At 62.7% G+C, this 17,003-nt stretch carries 15 protein-coding genes; all 15 read left to right on the top strand.

The features are described from left to right. The first annotated feature begins 212 nt into the window (after positions 1 to 212). The 15 genes from JOE60_RS02625 to JOE60_RS02695 all read left to right on the top strand — a co-directional run bounded on the left by JOE60_RS02625 (position 213) and on the right by JOE60_RS02695 (position 16,975). A complete protein-coding gene (locus tag JOE60_RS02625) occupies positions 213 to 767 on the top strand; it encodes a sigma-70 family RNA polymerase sigma factor (protein ID WP_167265181.1) in 555 nt (184 codons plus the stop codon). Continuing rightward, complete coding sequence (locus JOE60_RS02630) at positions 764 to 1,744, top strand: hypothetical protein (RefSeq protein ID WP_167265179.1); 981 nt, start codon at positions 764 to 766, stop codon at positions 1,742 to 1,744. Before JOE60_RS02625 ends, JOE60_RS02630 begins: the two co-directional genes overlap by 4 nt. A gap of 55 nt (positions 1,745 to 1,799) precedes the next feature. Continuing rightward, positions 1,800 to 2,225 carry a CoA-binding protein gene (locus tag JOE60_RS02635; RefSeq protein WP_167265177.1) on the top strand — a complete coding sequence of 142 codons (426 nt, stop codon included), beginning with the start codon at positions 1,800 to 1,802 and terminating at the stop codon, positions 2,223 to 2,225. A gap of 62 nt (positions 2,226 to 2,287) precedes the next feature. Next, entirely contained in the window at positions 2,288 to 3,154 is an 867-nt protein-coding gene (locus JOE60_RS02640) for a polysaccharide deacetylase family protein (RefSeq protein WP_167265175.1), read from the top strand. A gap of 32 nt (positions 3,155 to 3,186) precedes the next feature. Beyond that, positions 3,187 to 3,597: an MmcQ/YjbR family DNA-binding protein gene (locus tag JOE60_RS02645; protein ID WP_167265173.1), complete on the top strand. Its 411-nt coding sequence runs from the start codon at positions 3,187 to 3,189 to the stop codon at positions 3,595 to 3,597. A 458-nt stretch (positions 3,598 to 4,055) separates the two neighbouring features. Further along, positions 4,056 to 5,468, top strand: a complete 1,413-nt coding sequence (ngcE, locus tag JOE60_RS02650; protein ID WP_167265172.1) for an N-acetylglucosamine/diacetylchitobiose ABC transporter substrate-binding protein — start codon at positions 4,056 to 4,058, stop codon at positions 5,466 to 5,468. Then, positions 5,465 to 6,493 carry a carbohydrate ABC transporter permease gene (locus tag JOE60_RS02655; protein ID WP_204814816.1) on the top strand — a complete coding sequence of 343 codons (1,029 nt, stop codon included), beginning with the start codon at positions 5,465 to 5,467 and terminating at the stop codon, positions 6,491 to 6,493. The genes ngcE and JOE60_RS02655 overlap by 4 nt, the downstream gene beginning before the upstream one ends. Continuing rightward, positions 6,493 to 7,386 (top strand): carbohydrate ABC transporter permease, encoded by an 894-nt coding sequence (locus JOE60_RS02660; RefSeq protein WP_167265171.1) that lies wholly within the window; start codon positions 6,493 to 6,495, stop codon positions 7,384 to 7,386. The genes JOE60_RS02655 and JOE60_RS02660 overlap by 1 nt, the downstream gene beginning before the upstream one ends. Positions 7,387 to 7,554: 168 nt before the next feature. Then, positions 7,555 to 7,875 carry an antibiotic biosynthesis monooxygenase gene (locus JOE60_RS02665; RefSeq protein ID WP_167265170.1) on the top strand — a complete coding sequence of 107 codons (321 nt, stop codon included), beginning with the start codon at positions 7,555 to 7,557 and terminating at the stop codon, positions 7,873 to 7,875. A gap of 263 nt (positions 7,876 to 8,138) precedes the next feature. Next, entirely contained in the window at positions 8,139 to 10,097 is a 1,959-nt protein-coding gene (locus JOE60_RS02670; protein WP_204814817.1) for a cellulose biosynthesis cyclic di-GMP-binding regulatory protein BcsB, read from the top strand. Continuing rightward, on the top strand, positions 10,087 to 11,778 hold the full coding sequence (locus JOE60_RS02675; protein WP_167265169.1) for an ArnT family glycosyltransferase: 1,692 nt from the start codon (positions 10,087 to 10,089) through the stop codon (positions 11,776 to 11,778). Before JOE60_RS02670 ends, JOE60_RS02675 begins: the two co-directional genes overlap by 11 nt. Further along, the gene (locus JOE60_RS02680) at positions 11,775 to 13,733 is read left to right on the top strand and encodes a glycosyltransferase (RefSeq protein ID WP_314324899.1); all 1,959 of its coding nucleotides are present in this window, start codon (positions 11,775 to 11,777) and stop codon (positions 13,731 to 13,733) included. Before JOE60_RS02675 ends, JOE60_RS02680 begins: the two co-directional genes overlap by 4 nt. A gap of 154 nt (positions 13,734 to 13,887) precedes the next feature. Continuing rightward, positions 13,888 to 15,066: a GGDEF domain-containing protein gene (locus JOE60_RS02685; protein ID WP_167265168.1), complete on the top strand. Its 1,179-nt coding sequence runs from the start codon at positions 13,888 to 13,890 to the stop codon at positions 15,064 to 15,066. Beyond that, on the top strand, positions 15,063 to 15,560 hold the full coding sequence (locus tag JOE60_RS02690; protein ID WP_167265167.1) for a hypothetical protein: 498 nt from the start codon (positions 15,063 to 15,065) through the stop codon (positions 15,558 to 15,560). Before JOE60_RS02685 ends, JOE60_RS02690 begins: the two co-directional genes overlap by 4 nt. Further along, positions 15,557 to 16,975 (top strand): EAL domain-containing protein, encoded by a 1,419-nt coding sequence (locus tag JOE60_RS02695; protein ID WP_167265166.1) that lies wholly within the window; start codon positions 15,557 to 15,559, stop codon positions 16,973 to 16,975. The genes JOE60_RS02690 and JOE60_RS02695 overlap by 4 nt, the downstream gene beginning before the upstream one ends. Positions 16,976 to 17,003 lie beyond the last annotated feature (28 nt).

The following is a 17,003-nucleotide window of genomic DNA, read 5'->3' on the forward strand; positions in this document are numbered from 1 at the left end:
CGAGCTGGAATTTGTCCCCCATCATGTTCCAGCTCGGCTCTTCTCTCTTTGGGGACGCTTCACTGCAGGTCTCTTTGGGGACGCTTCACTGCAGGCAGGTCTTCCTGTGGCTGATCCGGTTAAGCAGTTACTCTTGGTGAGGTTGTCCGTCGCTGATGGCGGGAGACCCGGTTTAAACCACGGACCTGCCGCCGATCGAAAGCCTCAATCCTGTGACCGACGCATTGACCGACGACGCGCTTGATGCGCTCAAGGGCAATAACGCGGAACTGTTCAGTGCCGTCTACCGGGCCTTTGCGGGCCAGGTTCTTGGCTACCTCACCGCAAAAGGGGTTCCCGACCCCGAGGCGATCACGCAGGACGTGTTCTTGGCGGTGCTGCCCCGCTTGGATGATCTGGCCGGTGGCGTGAACGGGCTGAGGACCTTCATTTTCTCGGTGGCGCACGCACGCATGGTGGACGAGCACCGGAGGAAGGACCGCGCGCCGGAACAGCAGGAGTTTGAACCCGAGCGGGATACGCGCGAATCGAACTCGGCTGAAACCGAAGCGTTGGTCAGGCTGGCGCCATCAGAGGTTATGGCGTTGCTGGAACACCTCGGCGAGGAACAGCGGGAGGTTTTGTCACTGCGCATAGTGGCGGGACTGACTGTTGAGCAGGTGGCACACATCATGGGGAAGTCCGCCGGTGCGGTCAAGCAACTGCAACGTCGGGCTCTTGTGACTCTCCGTGGGCATTCGGCAGTAAAGGAGTACGTGGTGCCATGACGCACAAAGACGACCATCAAGAACCCACCCCTGTGGTGGATGAGGTGTTGCTCGATGCCGGGCTGTCCGGCGCATCCGATCTCCGTCAGGCACTGCAGTCTTTTGAGGCGCTGGGCAGCCTGCCCGCACCTGAACCCGGCCCCGAACTCCTTGCCATGATCAATGGACCCCACGACGAGGTCAGCAAGCGGCGTTGGCGTCGAAAGCACCGCACGGCCGTGATTGGTGTTGCCGTAGTGGCCGCCATGGGTCTGGGCGTCAGCGGCGTGGCAGCTTCCGGCTCCGGTCCCAACCACAACCACTCGTTCATTCACCAGATCTTCACCATGGCTGTGCCCCACACCCCGGCAGCTGCTTCGGCCCTGCCTGTCTCCGGCGCTCCGAAGGCCAGTACTTCCCCGGCGCAGAGGTCCGGACCCGCGTCGGTGCCCTCCGCCCAGGCACTGGCTGCGGTTGGGCCCGCGTCGGATACCGCTGCCCAGGCAGCCGCCGTGCCTGGCCAGTCGGCGACCTCCCAGCCAACCACCCCGCAGCCTCAGCCAAATCCGACGCAGCCCCAACCACCGGCAGCCCAGGCCCCAGCCCCGGCCCAGACGCAGGACATGCTGCCCTCGCCCGCCCAGGGTTCGGCGCCAGCCCCGCAGGCAACCCCGCCGCAGATCCCCTTGCGTGCTCCGCAGCAGCCCGCGGCCCCCAACTCCGGAAAGGGTGGGTCTGGTCAGGCAGGTTCTGGTCAGGCAGGTTCAGGACAAGCTGATTCAGGACAGGCTCGTTCCAGACAACCCAGCCAAGGCAACGCCAAGGCACCCAAAGCCAAACCGGGAAACAGCGCCGGCCCAGCAAGTTCCGACGCCAAAAAGCCTGCGGCCAGGATCGCAACCATTGCGCCGCCGGCCGTGAATGACGGAGCGCGGCAGCAAGGCAAAGATTCCGGAAAGGTACCTCAGCCGGACAAGCGCCCCCGCCAAGGTAAGTAGCGCCCGCCCCTATGAGCAGCGCCCCCGGAATCCAACCCGTGGGTAGGCTGGGGGAATGAATCACGTCAATGATCCCGCCGTCATCGAACGGTTGATGCGAACCAAAGGTACTTGGGCCATTGTGGGCCTGAGCACCAACGAATGGCGCTCGGCGTACGACGTCTCGCTCTATGTCCGGGACAAAATGGGCATGGACATCATCCCCGTAAACCTCAAAGGGGAGGACGTTCACGGTGAGACGGGCTACAAAACCCTGGGCGACATTCCCGCGGACCGTCACCCGATCGCCGTCGTGGACTGCTTTGTGAACTCGCAATTGGTGGGATCGGTAATTGACCAGGCCATTGCGATCGGCGCCAAGGCCGTGTGGCTGCAATTGGGAGTCTTCGATGAAGCCGCCACGCAACGGGCCAAGGATGCTGGGCTGGAAGTGGTAGTGAACTCCTGCCCGGCGCGTGAAGGCTGGCATTACGGCCTGTGATTTCCAGTCATGTTCCTCTGCTAGATTTCTGCTGACTCAACTTTTCAGCCCGGGGGACAGCCATGTTTGGCGATCATTCAGCAACGCCTTTTTCCACGCCCAACAGACGGGCTGCCATCACGTTCCTGGGAGCCTCGGCGGTGCTGGGCCTGAGCGGCTGTACCGCCGCTGCGGGGGATGAAGGTGCGACGTCGGCGCTGACGCCGGGTCCCGCTGAAACGTCATCCGGGTACCCGGCTTCAGCCGCTCCCACGCCCACCCCCACAGCGGCGCCGGTCCCGACCAAGCGCATCCGCAGGACGTTCGTTCCGGATTACCAATTGCCGCCGGTCGTAGGTGGCCTGGCCCCCGTGATCACCAGGATTCCCACCCAACACCCGGTGGTGTTCCTGACCATTGATGACGGCAACATCAAAACGCCGGAATCGGTGAAACTGATGACGGAGTACGACTATCCGGCTTCACTGTTCCTCACCAAGGACACCATCGCGGACAATCCCGGGTTCTTCAAGGCATTCCATGCCCAAGGCAGCCTGGTGGAGAACCACACGGTGAGCCACAACATCAACATGGTCCGGCAGTGGGGTTACCAACAGCAGCTCAACGACATCGCGGGCATGCAGGAGTACGCCTTCCAGCAGTACGGCCGCCGTCCCGCGCTGTTCCGTCCTCCAGGAGGCGCTTACTCCACGGTGATGCGCCAGGCTGTGGCAGCCGCAGGGCTCAAAGCGATCGTCACGTGGGAAGCCAAGGCCAATGCCGGAAAAATGGACTACCAGGTGGGGAACTCGTTGCGGCCCGGAGACATTGTGCTCATGCATTTCCGGGCCGAGTTTGCGGCGGACCTGGCGGCGTTCCGCGCTGCGCAGTTGGCGGCAGGCCTGGAGGTAGTGCTTTTGGAAGACTTCCTGGGAGTCTCCGAGGCGTAGCCCGGGCTTCAGCACGCCGGTAGGCTCACCTCATGGATGCTTCCCTCCTCCGCCAGATCTGCCTGTCCTTCCCGGGATCATTCGAGGACTTCCCCTTCGGCCCCGAGACGTCCGTGTTCAAGGTCCGCGCGGCCGTATCCGGCGGCGCCCGGCATGAAGCCAAAATGTTTGCCATGTCAGCCATGAATCCTGAGAACTGGTCCGTGAGCCTGAAGTGTGAGCCCGCATTGGCCGAGCAACTCCGGGCCGCCCACCCCGAAATCACCGGGGCCTGGCACATGAACAAGACCCATTGGAACGGCGTCCGCCTGGATGGGAACCTGCCCGATGGGATGATCCGGGACATGGTGGAGGATTCCTATGACCTGGTGGTGGCCACCCTCAGCCGTAAGCAGCAGGAGCAGCTTGGCTGGGCCCGGCTGACGTATGAGCGGTCCGAATAACACCCTGATAACGGCCCTCCCCACAGCGCTGACAGGGGGCTAGATTGATAGTGGAGTGCTGCCAACCAGTGGCTCTGGGACTTAGTGAGCGAAGTGATGAGCGGATGATCGTTTTGATCGTTACGGTGTGAGCAGTGCTGAACGGTGGCCGGGGCGTCGAGACCCCGGGATTTCCGATAGGACTACCCTCCAAAATCCCCGGGAATTCAAGGAAAGAGGTGCCCTCAGGCCTGCGAGGGGCTACCTGCCCCAAGGGGCTCTTGAAGGCCCCGGCAGAGCACTTCTACAGATCACGCTTTGACAAATGTTGATTGAAACTGCCGCGAAATATTGATTTTCAATCATTCGTGGTGAATTATGTCACAGAAGGTTGGTGCTGCCAGAGTGCCGGCCCAGACTGTCTGACTGAACGGTTTTGCCGCAACAGTCGACATTACGAGTCACTGGAGGGTTTGGAAATGAACGTTCAGCACCAGTCCGTTGGTCGCCGTGGATTCCTGCGTGGAGCGCTCGCAGCAGCTGTCCTTGTTCCCATGGGAGGCTCAATCGCTTCCTGTGCAGCAGGTGGCGGTGGGGGAACCAACGCCGGTCCAACCGGAACAGTCTCCGACGCGAACCCGTTCGGCATGGCTGACAAAGCCACCTTGGACGCCGTCATCTTCAAGGGTGGCTACGGGATCGATTACGTCGAGTTCGCAGGCAAGATTTTTGAAAAGAACCACTCGGGTTCAACCGCCAAGATTGCACCGTCCACGGACATTGCCCAGGAGCTGCAGCCGCGCTTCGTCGGTGGCAACCCGCCGGACCTGATCGACAACTCCGGCGCCAAGTCAATCGGTTTCAGCACCATCCTTGCCCAGCTCGAGGACCTCAACAGCGTTGTGGAGGCCAAGAACCTTGAGGGCAAGGTCATCAAGGACACCCTGTACACCGGCGTACTGGCTCCCGGCACTTTTGACGGCAAGCTCGCCGCCCTGAACTACGTACTGACCGTTTACGCCGTGTGGTACTCCGATGCCCTGCTCAAGGAAAACGGCTGGACCGTTCCCAAGACGTGGGATGAGATGTATGCGTTGGGCGAGCAAGCCAAGGCAAAGGGCAAGTACCTCTTTGTCTGGGGCAAGGAAGCTGCAACCTATTACCAGGAACTGGCCATCGCCTCCGCCATCAAGGAAGGTGGGGATGACGTCCGCCTGGCGCTGGAGAACCTCAAGGCTGATTGCTGGTCCCACCCGGCCATCCAGTCGGTGTTTGCTGCCTTGGACAAGATCGTCAAGGCCGGCTTCTTCAAGCCGGGCGGTTCGGGAACGCAGTTCACGGCTGCGCAGGCCCAGTGGAGCAATGCGCAGGAAGCCGTGTTCTACCCGTCCGGTTCCTGGATCGAAAACGAGATGAAGGACCAGACCAAGGCAGGCTTCAACATGATGGGCGCCCCGGCGCCGTCGGTGAGCGCCAGCCCCAAGATGCCGCAGACCGCACTGCACAGCGCAGCTGGCGAACCGTTCATCATCCCGTCCCAGGGAAAGAACGTGGCCGGTGGCAAGGAACTGCTGCGCACCATGCTCTCCAAGGAAGCAGCCACCAACTTCGCCAAGACCAAGCTTGCTCCCACGATCGTCAAGGACACCGTTCCTGCAGACGGCTTCGGCTCCACCGCGCTGGTGTCACAGACCAAGATGCTCAGCGACGCCGGCGAGAACATCTACACCTGGAACTTCATTGATCTCTACGGGACCAACAAGGACCAGCTGGTTGTCTGGAACACCTTCCTGGACGGAAAGTCGGACGTGGCAACCCTGACGTCCGCACTGCAGAACATCACCGACAAGGTCCGCAACGACAGCTCGGTTAAAAAGATCGAAGTGAAGTGACCGCAGTGGAAACCCAGCAGGGCCGGAACGACGACGGTGCTGCCGCCGTCGTTCCGGCTGCGGCCCCACCTCAGCAGTTGGTGAGGCGGCGGCGCAAGCCGTTGACGTGGGACAAGGTCAGTTTCTTCACGGTATTCCTCGGACTGCCGCTGGCGATCTATCTCTTGTTCGTGATCTGGCCGTTTATCCAGGCGTTCGGGTACTCCCTGACGGACTGGTCCGGTTTCTCGCCGAACCAGAACTTCATTGGCCTGGACAACTACGTGAAGATCTTCACGGACGACATCTTCATGAAGGCCATGGGGAACAACATCGTCCTGGTGATCTTCCTTCCGATCATCACCATCATCCTCAGCCTGGTGCTCGCATCACTGGTGACCGTTGGTGGCAGCAGCAAAGGCCAGATCAAGGGGCTGCGCAACTCAAGCTTTTACCGCGTGGTCTCCTTCTTTCCATACACCATCCCCGCAGTCGCAATCGGCATCATGTGGGGGCAGATTTACGATCCCTCCGGTGGTTTGCTCAACGGCTTCCTGACCGGTCTGGGCCTGGAGCAGTTCAAGGACTTCGCATGGCTGGGTGACAAGAACACCGCCATGGTGGCCACCATGTTCGTGATTGTCTGGGGCTTTGTTGGCTTCTACATGGTCCTGTTCGTTGCAGGCATCAAGGGCATTCCGGCCGAGCTGTTCGAGGCCGCCAGGATCGATGGCGCCGGCCGCTTCCGCACCGCCGTCTCCATCACCATCCCCCTGATCCGTGACAACATCCAGACGGCCTACATCTACATGGGCATCCTGGCGTTGGATGCGTTCGTTTACATGGCTGCACTCAACTCGGGCGGCGGCCCGGACAACTCCACCTTGGTGATGTCCCAGCAACTGTTCTTCACTGCTTTCAGCAAGGGACAGTTCGGCCTGGCCAGTGCCATGGGTGTGGTCCTGGCAATAGCCACGTTGATCTTCTCCGGCCTGGTGTTCCTGGCCAACAAGCTCACCGGCGGCGACAAGGATGTGAGCCTGTAATGAGTACCAAAGTCTCAACTCCGGAAATGAAGTCACTGCACTTCCAGCCACGGACGCCGGCCACCACTCCGGGCGACAAAGTGGTGGGGGCCGTATCCCATACAGCCCTGACCATCTGGACGCTCATTGTCATCCTTCCGCTCCTGTGGACCTTCATGTCCTCCTTCAAGACATCCAGCGAGATCTTCGCCTCGCCGTTTGCCTTGCCTGGCGAGTGGAAGCTGGACAACTACATCAAGGCCTGGAGCGAGGCCGGTATTGGCAGCGCTTTCCTTAACTCGATCATTGTGGTTGCGGTGGCATTGGTGATCGTCATGGTTCTCGGTGCCATGTGCGCCTACGTGCTGGCCAGGTACACCTTCCCGGGCAGCCGTGCCATCTACTACCTGATGCTGGCCGGACTGACGTTCCCGATCTTCCTTGCCATGGTGCCGTTGTTCTTCGTCTTGAAGAACATGGGCCTGTTGAACACGTTGCCCGGCCTCATCCTGGTGTACGTGGGATTCGCGCTTCCGTTCACCGTGTTCTTCCTGTTCTCCTTCTTCAAGTCGCTGCCGCACGAAATCACTGAGGCGGCTGCGCTTGACGGTGCGGGGGAGTGGCGGACCTTCTTCCAGGTCATGTTGCCCATGGCCAAGCCGGGGCTGGCCTCGGTGGCCATCTTCAACTTCCTGGGTTTGTGGAACCAGTTCCTTATCCCGGTATCCATCAACGCCGCCGGTCCGCGGGTTCTGTCACAGGAACTCGCTGCTTTCGCCGGCCAGATGGGCTACGCAGTGGACTACGGTGCGTTGTTTGCCGCGGTCAGTGTCACTGTCATTCCAGTGCTGATTGTTTACGTGATCTTCCAACGCCAGTTGCAGGGTTCCGTCTCGCAGGGAACGTCCAAGTGACGTAGCGCCCCGCCTGGCGGAACACGGTACAGCACACGCTCGACGGCGGTCCCCACCTCACGGTGCGGGCCGCCGTCGGCGTTTAAGCAGAAAGCGGTTGTTGATCTCTGACAGGATGGAACGGGTCTGGGGTCAACAGACCTACGAGTTCAACGAAAGGCAGCAGCCGTGATCTTCATTGTGGTCAAATTCAAGGTCAAGCCGGCATGGTCGGAACGCTGGATGGGCCTGGTGGGAGACTTCACCGCGTCCACCCGTGCAGAGTCCGGCAACCTGTGGTTCGACTGGTCGCGCAGCGTGGAGGACCCCAACGAGTTCGTTTTGGTGGAAGCCTTCCAGGATGATGCCGCCGAGGCCCATGTGAACAGCGCCCACTTCAAGAAAGCCATGGAGGACATGCCGCAGGCTTTGGTGGAAACCCCGCGTATCATCAGCCGCCAGGTGGACGGCAGTGATTGGGACCGGATGGGCGAACTGACCATCGGCTGACGGGGCACCGGGACGGCATCGTCGCAGGTCAGTGGCGCTTGGTGCGAAGTCTTGAGTGAATCTTGAGCAAACGCAGCAATGCCTCTTGAGTTCAACACGGCAGTGTCTATGAGGTTGGCCTGAAAGCGGCCGACTGACTCATTCGCTGCTAGTTACTCAGGACTGACACCGTGCCATTGACCCCTGCCCGAAAACGCCACCGATCCCACGCTGCCGCACTACTTGTTACGTGCGCCGCAAGCCTGGCTCTGACGGTGGCGGCCGTGCCAGGGGCCAATGCCGCACCGGCACCCGTTCAGGGATCCGCCGTGGTCTCCTCGTCCAGCGTGTCAGCTCTGGCTGGCCAATCCGAGCAAATGGTGGCCGTCCCCGTTACCGCCGGCCTTGAACCCACCAGGGTCAAGGGAACCATTGTGCTGTCCGGCAAAGCTGAAGGCACCATCCGTGCCACCATCAACGGCCGGGTGGTGCTCGAGGCCAAGGCCGCGGCTACCATTCCGCTTGATGCTGCAGTCACCAGCGACGACGTCACCACCACCACCGGCACAGCGGCAGGCCAGCAGCTGAATGTGGGGCTCCAGTTCGTGCCGGCCACGCAGAACATGTGCGTTGTCTCTACCGCGAGCGCCACGCTGAACAATCTGGCCGTGGATTTCACCGGCACCGCAAAGGCCCCCGCAACAGTGGGAGAGTTCTTCCCGGCGACCATTCCCGCCGTCGTTCTTCCCGTGCCTTCCGATCCGCAAGCGGACGTCTCCGCAGCAGTCATGGCAGCGGCGGCCGCCATGTCCCACCGGTACCCCTCGGCAGCCGTCAGCGTGGTCCCGGAGGCCCAGTTGCAGGCCCGTGCCTCGGGCCTTCCGGCAGGCAGCCGGATCCTCAGCATCACCCGTGGGGAAGGCGAGACCAGCACCACCCTTGCCTCCACCGCGGGGTTGCCGCAACTGATCCTCAGCGGCCACGATGAACAGCTCCGCACGGCGGCGCGTGCACTGGCCAGCGACAACACCGCGCTCGCGGCCACCGCCAGCGTTAGCGGCCTGACCTCGGCATTGCCGGGCGCTCCAGGGCTGGTGCAGAGCCTCAAGGATCTGGGCAGCAGCACGCTGACGCTGTCCGGCTATGGCACCCCGGAATCCTATGTGGGGGTGAGCCAGTCGCAGTTCGGCGGCCCGGTTTCCTCGGTGAAGGTGCAGCTCAAGGGAACCCACACCGCGGTTCCGGACAACGCGCAGGCGCAACTGTCCGTGTACTGGAACGATTACCTCTTGAGCTCCAAAAACCTGGATGGCGGGGATACGTTCTCCGTTGACGCGGACGTTCCGGCGGGTCAGCTGCAGGCGAGGAATGGCCTGCGGATCCGTCTTGCTGCCCTTCCCGCGGGTGGGGACTGCTCCGGACCGGCCGGAGTGATGCCCATGGAAGTCACCCTTGATACGGCCGGAAGCGTCCTGACTGCTGCCCGTGGCGAATCCGCCAAGGCAGGCTTTGCCCGTTTCCCGCAGGTCCTGGGGCAGAGCGTTCCGGTAGCTTTTGGCGACAATGATGCGCAGTCCAACACGGTGAACGCCGCTACGATTGTTGCTTCCCTGCAGCGCGACAGTGCCGCCCTGTTGGATACCCGGATGGTGGGCGTGGATGCCCTTGCCGGGTCCAGCGAGTCGGGCCTGGTGGTGGGCGCCACTGCGGATGTTGCCAACAAGCTCAAGGCACCCCTGCGGTTGGCGGAGTTCCGCACCATCTCCCCGGACGACGTCGAATATGGCGTGGGTACGGCAGCACCGTATGGCGTGCTGGAAGCGTTCGAACAGGGCGGCCGCAACCTGCTGCTCCTGGGAGCGTGGGCGCCGGACACTGACGCTGCTGCCGGCCAGGCATTGCAGGCAAACCTGACGGCCCACGTGAGTGGCGTTGAAGGCGGATGGGCCTCGCTCTCCCGAAACCTCCTGGTCACGCAACCTTCCGGAACTCCTGTGCTGCTGGAAAGCAATGTGGTGGTCCCGCAAAAGGCTGTGACTGATGACTACCGTCCCTACGCCTGGTGGATCGGTGGGGCCATCCTGGTCCTGGGGCTCGCCTATGCGGCCCGGATTGTGTTGATGCGGCGCCGCGCCAGGGCAGCCCACGTCTACGTGGATGCTGAGCAGGAAGCAGCGGAGACGTCCTCCGCCGGCACATCATCCACTGGGGCTGAGGACTCACAGCCGCGCCATGGCAACTGACTTGGCCACCCGCCCCGCCGCCCATCGCATGGCCCGCGTCCCCGCGGCGCTGGCGCTGGTGGCCAAGGGGTGGGGGCGGCTGGGTGCCCCGGTGGCGGGCCGCAAGGTTCCCGGAACCAGGATCATCGCTGTGCTGGCCGCAGTGGTGGGGTACGCGGCGTGCCTGTACACAACCGGCCACGGCACCAACCTGGATTACTCGGACGCGCAGAGCCACCTGACCATCGCACGGCGCATCCTGGACAGCAAGGCCCCGGGCTTCGAGCAGCTGGGGACCGTGTGGCTGCCCATGCCCCACCTGCTGCTGGCGCCCTTTGTGCTGAACATGTGGTTGTTCAGCACGGGGTGGGCGGCCGGGCTGCTGGGCATCCTGGCGCTGTCCGGAACGGCCACGGGCCTGTACCTGATTGCTGCGCGGCTTGGGCTGGGCCGGGCAGGGCGGCTGGCCACCACCTTGGTGGTGCTGGCGAATCCTGCGGTGCTGTATGTCTACACGACGGCGCTCACCGAACCTGTGCTGATCATGTGCATAGTGGGCGGAATGGCGGGCCTGGCGCATTGGGCAACCAGCCGGCGTCGTATGAGTGCCGGTGAGCTGGCCGTTTTTGCCGGGATCCCCTCCGCGGCAGCGGTGCTGTCGCGGTATGAGGGCTGGGCCCTGGTGATGACCGGCACCTTGTTGGTGCTGGTGGTGGCCAAGCGGCGGACCGGTCAATGGCGGGAAGCACTGGTGATGGCGGGCGGCTACGTGATGATCCCGGCAGCCGCCGTGCTGTGGTGGATTTCGTACAACTGGGCTATTTACGGCAACCCGCTGGAGTTCATGTTCGGCCAGTACTCGGCGTACGCCCAGCAGAAGAACATCACCGACGGCGGACTGTTGCCTACCAAGGGCAACCTGGGGTTGACGCTGTCTACTTTCCATTGGTCGTTGCTGGAGACCTCCGGCGTGCTGGTCCTCGCGCTGGCGGCATGCGGTGCTGCGGTGCTGATCTTCCGCAGGGGTTTCGCCAACAGTACGTTGCTGGTGGCCGTGACCGGGAGCGCCTATGCCTTTGCGCTGTTGAGCCTCTTCCTGGGCCAGACCGCCATCAACAACGATCATTCGCTGCCCACCACCTGGTGGAACAACAGGTTCGCGCTCACTGCGCTGCCGTTGGTTGCGGTCCTTGCGGCTTTCGCGGTGGAGGAATTCACCCGGCCGGCACGCCTGCGGCCAGTGGTGGCCGGCGTGCTGCTGGCCGGCCTGGTCATGCAGAACGCCTGGTGGTCCCAGGACCCGCAAGGCCGCCTCGCAGTGTTGGCCGAGGGGCGGATGTCCGCCGAGTCAACCACCAACTCCACAGCGGCCGCCCGCTGGCTCAACCAGCACTATACCTCCGGCGGCATCCTGATGGATGAGAGCGCCAGGGGGAACGCGGTGCTTCCCACCATGGGCATCCCGCTCAGCGAGATCTACAACCGCGCTTCCGGTGATTTCTTTGGCCCCGCACTGGAGGATCCCGCCAAATATGCGCAGTGGGTTTTCGTGAACGTGGAAGCCGGCACCGGGGCCAGGGATTCCGGGCCCACGGACCTGGTGTACCGGGCCATCACCAAAGATCCTTCCTTCACCGTCCGCTACTCCGTGGTGTTTTCGACGCCCACCCATCGGATCTATGAAAGGTCCTCAAACCAGTGACGCCCTTCTCCCATCTGGCCAATCCGCCGGCAGCCCGGCAGTCGATCGGCCAAACACTGTTGGCCGCGGGATTGGTATCCCCGGAGCAACTACAGCGGGCCCTGGACCGGGCCTCCAGCGAAGGCGGGCTGCTGGGACAGCACCTGATCCTGGAAGCCGGGCTGGACCGGCGTCGTGTCTTTGAAGTTCTGGCCGAGCATTGGGACGCTCCCTTGGTTGACCTGATGGCGGAACCGGCGGACGACGCGTTGATGGAAGCCTTGGGCTACAACGACGTCGGCGAGCCCACCTGGCTGCCGTGGCGAATGGACGATGGGGTGCTCACCGTAGCCACGGCGGTTGCACCCACGGTGGCCATCGCCGAAGAAGCGGCGGAGATCTTCGGTGCCAGCCACGTCTACTTCCGAACCACCACGGACTGGGACATCAACCAGTCCGTCCAACGCTCCTTCCGGCGGCACCTGCTGTATGAATCAGCCGAAAGACTGGCTGAAGAACGGCCGGGGGAATCAGCGCGGACTGCCCTGGTCAGGTGGCAGCGGATCCTCCCCGCAGTGTTGCTCACAGGGGTAGTGGTGGCATTGGTGGTGGCGCCCCTGTACGCGGTGATTGTGCTCCTGGCCGCGGCCAACATTGTGTTCCTGGTCAGCATTGCCTTCAAAACGGTGGCCAGCCTTCGCTGGCCCTTCGACCAGTTCCACGAAGCACAGGTGAGCAAGGCCAGGAACAAGGAGCGCGCAAAACGCGGACTTCCTCCGCTGGTGGAGGACCGGGTTCCCGATGCCGACCTGCCCGTGTACACCATCCTGATTCCGGTGTTCCGTGAAGCCAACATCATCGATAAATTGCTGACCAACCTGGGCCAGTTGGACTATCCACGGTCCAAACTGGATGTCCTGGTGCTTCTCGAAGAGGACGACGCAGAGACAATCGCCGCTGCCAAGGCCTCCCGCCCTCCTGAATACGTGCGCATCCTGATCGTTCCCCGGGGTGATCCGCAAACCAAGCCCAGGGCCTGCAACTACGGATTGACCTTTGCCCGGGGTGAGTACGTGGTGATCTACGACGCTGAGGACCGCCCGGATCCGGGCCAGCTCAGGGCATCAATCGCCGCGTTCAAGAAGGACGAGTTTGAGCGCAAGCACCTCAACCCGAACCGTAAGCCACTGATCTGTGTCCAAGCTGCCTTGAACTACTTCAACGCGGACCAGAACGTGCTCACCCGGATGTTCACCATCGAGTACACCCACTGGTTCGATTCCATGCTCCCTGGGCTGGACAATTCCGGCATTCCGCTGCCCTTGGGCGGGACCTCCAACCACTTTGTGACCTCCCTGCTCAAGGAAGTCGGCGCGTGGGACCCGTGGAACGTCACCGAGGACGCGGACCTTGGCCTGCGGGCTGCCGTGGAGGGTTACCGTGTGGGCGTCATCAACTCCACCACCTGGGAGGAGGCCTGCTCCCAGGTGCCGGCGTGGATCAAGCAAAGGACACGGTGGATCAAGGGCTACATGATCACTTCAGCCGTGAACACCCGCAACTCGCTGCGCTACATCAAAAGGACCGGGGTACCTGGCGCCGTTGGCTTCCTGGGACTGATCCTGGGTACCCCCTTGGCATTCCTGGCGTATCCCCTGGTGGTGGGATTCACGGTGGTCACCTACATCGGCTACGACATTGTGGGGCTGGTTCTCCCCGGATGGTTGCTGGTGGGCGGGGTGGTTTCCATGCTGTTCGGCAACGCCATGATGATCATCGTTTCTGGCTTGGCAACGTGGCGCCGGCACGGTTGGCGGATCGCCATTTTTGCGCTGCTCAACCCGTTCTACTGGGTGTTGCACTCGGTGGCGGCGTGGCGGGCGGCATGGCAGATGCTCACCAGCCCCCACAAGTGGGAGAAGACTCCGCACGGACTGGAGGAGGAATATCACGACGACGGGCACTGGGCAGGGTGACAGGCGCACCGTTTGTTGGAGGGACTCCGGTGATTGAGCACCTGAAACATGGCTGATCTTGAGCAAATCTTGAGGAAATGCCGCAGAGAGGTTGAGCGAACGGCACCACACTGATGTCAAAGGCTGCAGGATAACCAGCTGAGGGGGTTGGACCATGGTTCTCGATGCATTCTCTGTGAGGGTTTCCCTGGGCGTGGTCACATTGACACTCATCGTCCTTTTCTGGGCATCCTTCCGTCGCACCCGCTCCGCGTACGCGGGGTGGTGGAGTGTGGCCCTCCTGGAGTTCATGCTGGGCAACACGGCCTTCCTGCTCAACGGCACAGTCCATCAGCAATGGGCCAACCCCGTTGGCAACGTCCTGGTGGTGGCCGGGGCCTTCAGCGTGTGGGCCGGCGCGCTCTCCCTGAGGGACCGTAAACCCCGCCTCTGGCAGTTGGCCGTGGGCCCCGCAGTGACGGCCGTGGCATCCCTCCTTGAAGGGCCGGCGGTGAACGTGTGGTCCGGAGGGTTCGTCTACCTGGCCATGATGACGTTGGGCATTGCCTTGGCTGCCAAGGACCTATGGTTTATCAAAGCCTCGCTGTCCGGAGCTCCCAAAGCGCTCTCCATAGCTGCAGGACTGCTTGCCCTCTACTACCTGGCGCGGTGGGTGGTGTACTCCGTTGAAGGACCGGGCAGCGAAAACTTCCGCACGTGGTTCGGGCCCGCGCCCTCGGGGTTGGTGGCCATGGTGCTTCTGGTGACGGTGTCCTTCAGCATGACGGCACTCACCAGTGACCAGCTCATCAAGGGTTTGAAGGAAAGGGCCAGCCGGGACCACCTGACGGGCCTGCTCAACCGGGGCACGTTCCTTGAGCTGGCCGGCAGCGAGCTGGGCCGCCTGCATGCAACGGAGTCCGGTGCGGCAATCGTGCTGGCAGACCTGGACAACTTCAAAGCGGTCAACGATGAACACGGGCACGGCGCCGGGGACGCGGCCCTCAAAGCGTTCGCCGACGCCTGCCTGGCATCGGCCAGGTCCACTGACCTGATTGCCCGCTACGGAGGGGAAGAGTTCATTCTGTTCCTGCCCGGGGCCACCCAGGAACGTGCTGAAAACATCGCCGGTGAGATCAGCCGCCGCATGGCCGCTATGACTGCGGCAGAGGGATTCACCTTCCCTACCATCAGCTACGGCGTCACCTCCGATGCCCCTGCAGGGGCCGATCTCAGCTTCATGATCGAGGTAGCGGACGCAGCCCTGTACAGCGCCAAAGCGCAAGGAAGAAACCGGATTGTAGGAGCCGACCGCCTCGAGGCGGCCACTATCGCTGACGAGGCACGATCATGAATGAACTGACTACCAAGATCCAGATCCAGCACAACCATGAGGTGTCGGTCTTCCGGCAGGACATCACCAGCGCCCCCTACGTTGCCGGTTCCCATGGCTCGCCGAACACGACGCGCCGATCTGTGCGGATGCGCCCCGTGCAGTCCGTAGAGGACGTCAACGCAAACCTGACGATCGTGGCGGACGTTGAAGGGCTGGCCTGGTTCACAGCTGACAAAGGCCTCCTGGGCAGCTGCATCACAGTCTCCATGGCCGGTCACCGCCGAAGCACAGGCACCCGTATCCACCTGCCGATGGCCGAGTGCGACGCCTGGGTTGAGGCGATTCTGGGCAAGTCCTGGATGCCCCACGTATACCGTGCCGGGAACCCGGGCGAGCCCGGTGACCGCCTGGATGTGGCCTCCTACAGGCTCTTCCTGGATGAGCGGCGCAACCCCATTCTCAAGCCGCAGTCCATCACCGATTCCACGTTGCGACGCATGGAAGAGTCGTGACCAGCACAACGCCCGGCCTCCCGGCGGATCTTGACCCCCGGATTGGCCGATTGGAGCGGCAGGTCCGGGAGCTGACTGCCGAACTCCACCAGGCACGCTATGAGCAACGGCGGGACGCCCTCACGGACGCCCTGACCGGCTTGGGCAACCGGCTGGCACTGGTGGACGCCTTCATCCAGGCACAGGACGACGCCGATCAAGGCTCCGCGCCTCCGGCTCTCCTGCTGATGAACCTGGACGGTTTCACTGCATTGAAGAACGCGGCCGGCTACGCCGCCGCGGACCAGGTGTTGGTCACGGTGGCCATGCGCGTCCGGGCCGCTGTCAGGGACGGCGACGTGGTGTTCCGTCTGGGCGGCGACGAATTCGCGGTGCTGTTGCCGGCCACCCCCAAACCGCGGGCAACCGCCGTCGGAAACCGCATCCTGGCCGCGTTGGAACCTGCGATCGACCTGGGAAACGACGCCGTCCGGTGCGGCGCCAGCATGGGATTGCGAATAGCTGAGCCCTACCACAGCGCCGAAGACCTCCTCCAGGAGGCCGATCTGGCCATGGAAGAGTCAAAGGCGGAGGGCAGGAACAAGCTCAAGGTCTTTGATCCGGCCACGCTCCTGGCCCGGCAACTCCGGAGGCAGATCGTGGGCGAGCTGCCAGAGGCCATCCGTTCAGACCAGTTGGTGCTCTTCTATCAGCCCATTGTGGAGCTGGCCACCGGCCGGATCGAGGGCTGCGAAGCGCTGGTGCGCTGGAACCACCCGGTCCATGGTTTGATCATGCCCGATTCGTTCATCCCCGTGGCAGAGGCAACGGGCCAGATCGCGGAGCTGGGAAGGTGGGTCCTCCGGACCGCCGTCCGGCAGTTGCACGAATGGCGGCACGACCCCGCCACAGCGGGCCATGACTTTTCCATGCGGATCAACGTTTCCGCCGCAGATCTGCAAAGCCTGGAGTTCGTGGATGACGTCAGCGAGGCCCTTGCGGAGGAGTCACTGACGCCCGAATCGCTGGTGCTGGAACTGACGGAAAGCGCCATCATCCATAACAACGAGCTGGACCGCTACACCTTGGCAAGCCTTCGAAAGCTGGGGGTTGGCTTGGAAATTGATGACTTCGGTGCGGGCTACTCGTCCATGGGATACCTCAGGAAGCTTCCTGTGGACAGGATCAAAGTGGACCGGCAATTCGTGAAGGAACTCGGCAGCGACCCCCGGCAGCTGGAGTTCCTCGCCGCTATCCAGCAGGTTATCCGTTCCTGTGGACTGGACGGCATCTGGGAAGGGATCGAAACTGCGGAGCAAGCAGAGGCGCTTCGAAGCATCGGCTGCACCAGCGGGCAAGGCTACTACTTCGGCCGGCCGGTCCCTGAGGACGAGTTCACGGAGCAACTGTCCCGGCAGACGGTGTGGCCCGCTTAAACAAGCAACGCGGGGTCACTTACGGCCC

The sequence above is a fragment of the Paenarthrobacter ilicis genome (assembly GCF_016907545.1).
Taxonomy (GTDB): domain Bacteria; phylum Actinomycetota; class Actinomycetes; order Actinomycetales; family Micrococcaceae; genus Arthrobacter; species Arthrobacter ilicis.